7 protein-coding genes are annotated in these 7,408 nt (G+C 51.8%); 4 read left to right on the top strand and 3 right to left on the bottom strand.

From position 1 onward, the window contains the following. Positions 1 to 86: 86 nt before the first annotated feature. On the bottom strand, positions 87 to 590 hold the full coding sequence (gene mobB / locus ACWKX3_RS19980) for a molybdopterin-guanine dinucleotide biosynthesis protein MobB (protein ID WP_088209349.1): 504 nt from the start codon (positions 588 to 590) through the stop codon (positions 87 to 89). After that, a complete protein-coding gene (mobA, locus tag ACWKX3_RS19975) occupies positions 587 to 1,171 on the bottom strand; it encodes a molybdenum cofactor guanylyltransferase MobA (protein ID WP_454542281.1) in 585 nt (194 codons plus the stop codon). Before mobA ends, mobB begins: the two co-directional genes overlap by 4 nt. A gap of 68 nt (positions 1,172 to 1,239) precedes the next feature. On the opposite strand from mobA, the gene ACWKX3_RS19970 reads away from it, so the two are divergent. The 3 genes from ACWKX3_RS19970 to dsbA all read left to right on the top strand — a co-directional run bounded on the left by ACWKX3_RS19970 (position 1,240) and on the right by dsbA (position 3,222). After that, complete coding sequence (locus ACWKX3_RS19970) at positions 1,240 to 1,509, top strand: YihD family protein (RefSeq protein ID WP_454542280.1); 270 nt, start codon at positions 1,240 to 1,242, stop codon at positions 1,507 to 1,509. Between the two features lie 75 nt (positions 1,510 to 1,584). After that, positions 1,585 to 2,571, top strand: a complete 987-nt coding sequence (locus tag ACWKX3_RS19965; RefSeq protein ID WP_454542279.1) for a serine/threonine protein kinase — start codon at positions 1,585 to 1,587, stop codon at positions 2,569 to 2,571. A gap of 27 nt (positions 2,572 to 2,598) precedes the next feature. Continuing rightward, positions 2,599 to 3,222 (top strand): thiol:disulfide interchange protein DsbA, encoded by a 624-nt coding sequence (gene dsbA / locus ACWKX3_RS19960; protein WP_006179098.1) that lies wholly within the window; start codon positions 2,599 to 2,601, stop codon positions 3,220 to 3,222. Positions 3,223 to 3,238: 16 nt separating this feature from the next. Here the strand turns inward: dsbA and ACWKX3_RS19955 are convergent, their stop codons facing one another. After that, positions 3,239 to 4,147 carry an acyltransferase gene (locus ACWKX3_RS19955; protein WP_102891937.1) on the bottom strand — a complete coding sequence of 303 codons (909 nt, stop codon included), beginning with the start codon at positions 4,145 to 4,147 and terminating at the stop codon, positions 3,239 to 3,241. A 437-nt stretch (positions 4,148 to 4,584) separates the two neighbouring features. Between ACWKX3_RS19955 and polA the strand changes: the two genes are divergently transcribed. Next, positions 4,585 to 7,377 (top strand): DNA polymerase I, encoded by a 2,793-nt coding sequence (gene polA / locus ACWKX3_RS19950; protein WP_220710883.1) that lies wholly within the window; start codon positions 4,585 to 4,587, stop codon positions 7,375 to 7,377. Positions 7,378 to 7,408 lie beyond the last annotated feature (31 nt).

The following is a 7,408-nucleotide window of genomic DNA, read 5'->3' as shown; positions in this document are numbered from 1 at the left end:
AAAGAGGCCATCCGGAAGGATGGCCTTTTTGCGTTTATACGATGCATAAAATTCAGTTCGGGTAAGGCTAATTCACTATCCGGCAATCAGGCCGCACACCACCCCACAATAAACGCCGCAATCTCATCGATATTGTTCAAATCCAAAACCGGCACGTCCAGCGACAACGCAATATCACTGGCCACCGCAATCACATGCTCGTCGAGCGTCAGTTCGGCAATATCATGCCCGGCATCGCGTCTGAACAGCAGGATCTTTGCAACAGCCTCATGCTTAAACCCCTCAACCAGCACCAGATCCAGCGTGGTATGGTCCATCCTGCTCACCAGATAAGCGAGATCCAGCGGCGTTTCGTCAGGGGTTTCCGTCATTAACGCCCAGCGTTGCTGACTCGCCACCATCGTTTGTGCTGCGCCTGCCTTACGCAACTCATAACTGTCTTTTCCCGGTTTATCGACATCCATATTATGGTGCGTGTGCTTAATCAGCCCGGGGCGTAAACCTCTGGCGCACAGGGCAGGTATGAGTTGTTTCAGCAGCGTGGTTTTTCCGGTGCCGCTCCAGGCTGAGATAGCTAAAACAGGCGTCATTTTTTCTCCTGCATTGTCTGTAGATCTTCCAGCGTATTGACGTTCACAAACGCAGATTTCAGATCGCTAAAATCAACGGAATGGCCGCCTGACTGGCGCATAAAGACCATTACCCTGCGTTCGCCTGCCGCCAGATAATCCTGCAATGCTGGGATTAGCGATCTGTGTATCATCGCAATCGTCGGGTGGTCGCGCTCGCCGTCATGCGCCCAGACCACGCGGGAATCACCGCGCTGCTGAACCATCCGCTCAACCAGACACGCGGGAATAAATGGCGTATCGCATGAACAGAAGACAAACCATTCCCCCCGATCCTGCTGCATGACCGAGAGCATCCCAGCCAGCGGCCCGGGATAATCAGCCAGCGTATCCTGATAGACAGGCAGCCCGCTACGCTGATAAATATCGATATGGCGGTTAGCACTCAGTACCCTTGCAGATACCTGGCCCGCAAGCGCATCCGCAACGTGCTGCCATAAGGGTTTTCCATTAAGAAGCTGGAGGCCCTTATCTTTTCCGCCCATACGCGTCGCTCTTCCCCCGGCCAGAACGACCCCAATAATTTCCTGGCTCTGATTCACTAATATCGCCTCTTTTATTGTGGGTTTGACCCTGTTAACGTATCTCTCTAAATGAAAGGAGCACGACCATGAAATGTAAACGTCTGAATGAAGTTATTGAACTCCTTCAGCCAGCCTGGCAAAAAGAGCCGGAGCTGAATCTGATGCAATTTTTACAGAAACTGGCGAAAGAGTCAGGTTTTGACGGTGAACTGGCAGACCTTTCTGACGACATCCTGATCTACCACCTTAAAATGCGTGATTCTGCGAAAGATGCTGTTATTCCTGGTATTCAGAAAGATTATGAGGAAGATTTTAAAACCGCATTGCTGCGCGCACGTGGCATAATTAAAGAGTAAAAGCTTGTAAGCGGCCCCACCGAAATCGCCACAAGATGATATCCTGAATCATTCGTATAATTTCCGGATGATCGGATGAACGACCAGGCTTTTACTTTCCAGACACTGCACCCGGATACCATTATGGATGCCCTCTTTGAGCAGGGTATTCGGGTGGATTCTGGGCTTACCCCGTTAAATAGCTATGAAAACCGCGTCTACCAATTTCAGGACGAAGATCGTCAGCGCTTTGTCGTAAAGTTTTATCGCCCTGAGCGATGGTCTGCAGAACAAATCCAGGAAGAACATCAGTTCGCCCACGATCTGCTGAATGACGATGTTCCCGTTGCCGCGCCGCTGATGTTCGATAATCAAACGCTGCTTACGCACCAGGGGTTTTACTACGCCGTATTTCCAAGCCTGGGTGGACGGCAGTTTGAAGCCGATAATATCGATCAGATGGAGTGGGTTGCGCGCTACCTTGGCCGCATTCATCAAACGGGACGCAAAATGCCGTTTATTGCACGCCCGACAATCGGCATTCAGGAATACCTTCTTGAACCCCGCCAGGTATTTGCTGCCTCAACCCTTATTCCTAAAGCATTAAAAGATGATTTTCTTAATGCGACCGATAAACTGATTGATGCGGTGAGTGCCTGCTGGCGGGATGATATTCCCACCTTGCGGCTGCATGGTGATTGCCACGCCGGGAATATCCTCTGGCGCGATGGTCCGCTGTTTGTCGATCTCGACGATGCCCGTATGGGGCCAGCGGTTCAGGATCTGTGGATGCTGCTTAACGGCGATAAAGCCGAGCAGCGAATGCAGCTTGAAACCATCATTGAAGCTTACGAAGAATTCAGCCCGTTCGATTCAGACGAAATTGCCTTGATTGAACCTTTACGTGCGATGCGTTTTGTTTATTATCTCGCATGGTTAATCAGGCGTTGGGATGACCCCGCATTTCCCCGGAATTTCCCATGGCTTACCGGGGAGGATTACTGGCGTAACCAGATATCCACATTTACCGAGCAGGTTAAGGTTTTACAGGAACCCCCTTTGCAATTAACGCCGATGTATTAATAGGACACACCCAGGAGAGAGTTGATCATGAAAAAAATTTGGCTGGCGCTGGCAGGTATGATTCTGGCATTTAGCGCTTCTGCTGCGCAGTTTACCGACGGCAAGCAGTACATCACGCTGGACAAGCCCGTTGCTGGCGAGCCTCAGGTGCTGGAGTTCTTCTCATTCTATTGCCCGCACTGCTATCAGTTCGAGGAAGTTCTTCATGTTTCTGACAACGTGAAGAAAAAGCTGCCGGAAGGCACCAAAATGACCAAATACCACGTTGAGTTCCTTGGCCCACTGGGCAAAGACCTGACTCAGGCGTGGGCGGTTGCGATTGCACTGGGTGTAGAAGATAAAGTTACTGCGCCACTGTTTGAAGCCGTACAGAAAACCCAAACCGTCCAAAACACCGCGGATATTCGCAAAGTATTCGTGGATGCGGGCGTGAAAGGTGAAGATTACGATGCGGCCTGGAACAGCTTTGTCGTGAAATCCCTGGTTGCTCAGCAGGAAAAAGCCGCTGCCGATCTGCAACTGCAGGGCGTTCCAGCGATGTTTGTTAACGGTAAATACCAGCTGAACATGCAGGGTATGGATACCAGCAGCATGGATATCTTCGTACAGCAGTACGCCGATACCGTGAAATACCTGGTCGAGAAGAAGTAATAAAACAAAACGCCGGTCAATGACCGGCGTTTTTGTATGAATCTTTGATGTTGTCTATCTGCTCGTCTTTCTTTTTCCAGAGCGTATTAAGCCACTGCTGGAAACGACGTTTGAAGTTCTTATCATTCACGTAATCGCCGTGCAGCCCGGTATCAATGGGAACCATGTCAACACGAACCACAATGCGCGTCAGTTTCCCGCTGAGCATATCGTAAAACGGCGTCTTGTCATTTTCCGGATAGCAAAGCGTAACGTTAAGTAGCTTGTCGAACTGCTCACCCAGAACGTTAAGCGCCATCGCAATACCGGCAGCCTTCGGTGGCAGCAAATTTCGGAAGGGGGAACGCGTCTGCAAATGTTTCTCGTGGGTAAAACGAGAGCCTTCGACAAAATTCACAATGGTTGTCGGGTGCGCGCGAAACTTCTCGCAGGAGAGACGCGTGGTTTCCACATCCTTGCCGCGCCGCTCAGGGTGACGAATCAAATAGCTGCGTGAATAGCGTTTCATAAACGGCATATCCAGCGCCCAGCAGGCCAGGCCGATAAAAGGCACCCATGCCAGCTGCTGCTTGAGAAAATATTTATTCATGGGAATGTGATTGCGAAACAGCACGCATAAAATCACGATATCCGCCCAGCTGCGATGATTGCAGATAAGCAGGTACCAGTTCTTTTTGTTCAGGCTTTCCAGACCTTCCACATCCCATTTCAAATGCGGATTCAAACGCAGCAGGATCGCCAGCCCTTCGCACCAGCAATACATCATAAAATTGCAAAACGTGGAAACCGCTCGCCAGACCCCAGGCACGGGCAGCAGCAGTTTAATTATTCCGGCGACGATAATGGGCACAGAACAGGCGACAGTAACCAGAATAGTTAAAATGACGCTTAAGAGTAGTGTTAACGCAGCGAGTAATCTCGACATGGTGAGCTTTTTCAGATAGTTAGCTTAAATGGGCAGCCGGCTATCCGGCGCTGGGCGCTGATTCTATCAGAAATCAGCCAGAAAAATGGCGCTTTCACGCAGCAAGTTCGCCGCTTTTATCGGGCAGGCCCGAATTTACAACCGCAATCCAGCGAACGGTTCTTATATCCACATAGACTAAAAAGTCAGCAATAAGACATATTATTTGCGATCTTCATTTATCTATATGAATTTAAAAATGAAATTTTGATTTATGTTGCGAACGGTGCGCCTGTTTTTAAAATGAATTGAAAGTATTCACAAACTTATCCACAGTTTGATCTTTGCGAGCGATCTCCACGATCGCAAAATCTTTTGCTGGATCAGGCGCTAATAACTGATGTTTTCATCCTTATGTGGCATCCTTTACCCATAAATTGATTAAAGGCACGCACACTATGGTTCAGATCCCAGAAAACCCTCTTATTCTCGTCGACGGCTCTTCATACCTGTATCGGGCGTATCATGCGTTTCCTCCTCTGACCAATAGCGCAGGGGAACCAACCGGCGCGATGTACGGCGTGCTTAACATGCTACGCAGTTTGATCCTCCAGTATCAGCCAACCCACGCGGCCGTCGTTTTTGATGCGAAAGGCAAAACGTTCCGCGACGAGCTGTTTGAGCATTACAAATCTCACCGCCCGCCAATGCCTGACGATCTGCGTGCGCAGATCGAACCGCTGCATACCATGGTAAAAGCGATGGGCCTTCCGCTACTGGCGGTTTCAGGCGTCGAAGCGGATGACGTGATCGGTACGCTGGCGCGCGAAGCTGAAAAAATGGGCCGCCCCGTTCTGATCAGCACCGGCGATAAAGACATGGCGCAGCTGGTGACGCCGGGGATCACCCTGATTAATACCATGACCAACACCATTCTGGGGCCAGAAGAGGTGGTGGCTAAATATGGCGTGCCGCCAGAGCTGATCATCGATTTCCTCGCCCTGATGGGTGACTCGTCGGATAACATTCCTGGCGTACCGGGTGTCGGTGAAAAAACCGCTCAGGCGCTGCTGCAGGGCCTCGGTGGATTAGACACGCTATACGCTGAGTCTGACAAAATCGCCGGTCTCACCTTCCGTGGCGCAAAAACCATGGCGACGAAACTGCAAGATAACAAAGAGGTTGCCTACCTCTCCTATCAGCTGGCAACCATTAAAACAGACGTTGAGCTGGAACTGACCTGCGAGCAGCTTCATGTTCAGGAGCCTGCTGCTGAAGAGCTGCTCGGCCTGTTTAAGAAATACGAATTCAAGCGCTGGACCGCCGATGTCGAAGCAGGCAAATGGCTTCAGGCTAAAGGGTCTAAACCGGCGGCGAAGGTGAAAGAGACCATTGCGGTGGATGCCGAAGAACCAGAAGACGAAGAGGCAGTCACGCTCTCGTTTGAACACTATGAAACCATTCTGGACGAATCACAGCTGGTTGAATGGATTGAAAAGCTGAAAAAAGCGCCGGTATTTGCCTTTGATACCGAAACCGACAGCCTCGATAACATCTCTGCCAATATGGTAGGTCTCTCCTTTGCCACTGCGCCCGGCGTGGCCGCCTACGTGCCTGTCGCGCACGACTACCTTGATGCACCCGATCAGATCCCGCGCGACCGCGTGCTGGAGCTGTTGAAGCCTGTTCTGGAAGATGACAAGGCGCTTAAGGTGGGGCAAAACCTGAAATTTGACCGCGGCATTCTGCAAAACTACGGCATTGAACTGCGCGGGATCGCCTTCGACACCATGCTGGAATCCTACATTCTGGACAGCGTGGCTGGGCGTCATGATATGGATTCACTCTCCGATCGCTGGCTGAAGCACAAAACCATCACCTTTGAAGAGATTGCGGGGAAAGGCAAAAATCAGCTGACCTTTAACCAGATCGCCCTCGAAGAAGCGGGCCGCTACGCGGCGGAAGATGCTGACGTAACGCTGCAGCTGCATTTGAAAATGTGGCCGAAACTGCAGAAGCACGAAGGTCCGCTGAATGTGTTTCAGCATATCGAAATGCCGCTGGTGCCGGTGCTGTCTCGCATTGAGCGTAACGGCGTGAAGATCGACCCAACCGTACTGCATAACCACTCTGGCGAGCTGGCGCAGCGCCTGACCGAGCTTGAGCAAAAAGCCCATGAGCTGGCGGGCGAGCCGTTTAACCTCTCGTCACCGAAACAGCTGCAAACGATTCTGTTTGAAAAACAGGGGATCAAGCCGCTGAAGAAAACCCCTGGCGGCGCGCCGTCGACCTCTGAAGAGGTGCTTGAGGAGCTGGCGCTGGATTACCCGCTGCCAAAAGTGATCCTTCAGTATCGCGGGCTGGCGAAGCTGAAATCGACCTACACCGACAAGCTGCCGCTGATGATCAACCCGAAAACGGGCCGCGTGCATACCTCTTATCATCAGGCGGTTGCGGCAACCGGACGTCTCTCATCGACCGATCCGAACCTGCAAAATATCCCGGTGCGCAACGAGGAAGGGCGTCGTATTCGTCAGGCCTTTATTGCGCCGGACGATTATCTGATTGTCTCTGCGGACTACTCGCAAATCGAGCTGCGCATTATGGCGCATCTGTCCCGTGATAAAGGCCTGCTCACCGCCTTCGCAGAAGGTCAGGACATTCACCGGGCAACGGCTGCTGAAGTCTTTGGCCTGCCGCTGGAGAGCGTGACCAACGAACAGCGCCGTAGCGCGAAGGCGATCAACTTCGGTCTGATTTACGGGATGAGCGCCTTTGGTCTTTCTCGTCAGCTCAACATCCCGCGCAAAGAGTCGCAGAAGTATATGGATCTCTACTTCGAGCGCTACCCGGGCGTGCTGGAATATATGGAACGTACGCGCGCGCAGGCGAAAGAGAAGGGCTACGTCGAGACGCTGGACGGCCGCCGTCTCTACCTGCCGGACATCAAATCCAGCAACGCCGCACGCCGCGCAGGTGCTGAACGCGCCGCGATCAACGCCCCAATGCAGGGCACCGCAGCGGATATCATCAAACGCGCGATGATCGCCGTGGATGCCTGGCTGGAAAAAGAGAAGCCGCGCGTAAAAATGATTATGCAGGTACACGATGAACTGGTGTTCGAAGTGCACAAAGACGATCTGGAATCGGTCTCCCGCAAGATCCACGAACTGATGGAAAACAGCATGACGCTGGACGTGCCGTTGCTGGTGGAAGTCGGAAGCGGTGAAAACTGGGATCAGGCTCACTAAGCGTTCACGGAATAACGCGCGTTTTATGTAA

The organism is Enterobacter sp. UPMP2052, assembly GCF_053709675.1.
Note: the sequence above shows the minus strand (reverse complement) of the source record. Positions and strands in the feature narration are given on the sequence as shown.

Excerpts from the sequence above, each read along its gene's own strand:
- mobB (WP_088209349.1), bottom strand. The coding sequence starts at position 590 with ATGACGCCTGTTTTAGCTATCTCAGCCTGGAGCGGCACCGGAAAAACC.
- ACWKX3_RS19970 (WP_454542280.1), top strand. The coding sequence starts at position 1,240 with ATGAAATGTAAACGTCTGAATGAAGTTATTGAACTCCTTCAGCCAGCC.
- ACWKX3_RS19965 (WP_454542279.1), top strand. The coding sequence starts at position 1,585 with ATGAACGACCAGGCTTTTACTTTCCAGACACTGCACCCGGATACCATT.
- dsbA (WP_006179098.1), top strand. The coding sequence starts at position 2,599 with ATGAAAAAAATTTGGCTGGCGCTGGCAGGTATGATTCTGGCATTTAGC.
- ACWKX3_RS19955 (WP_102891937.1), bottom strand. The coding sequence starts at position 4,147 with ATGTCGAGATTACTCGCTGCGTTAACACTACTCTTAAGCGTCATTTTA.
- polA (WP_220710883.1), top strand. The coding sequence starts at position 4,585 with ATGGTTCAGATCCCAGAAAACCCTCTTATTCTCGTCGACGGCTCTTCA.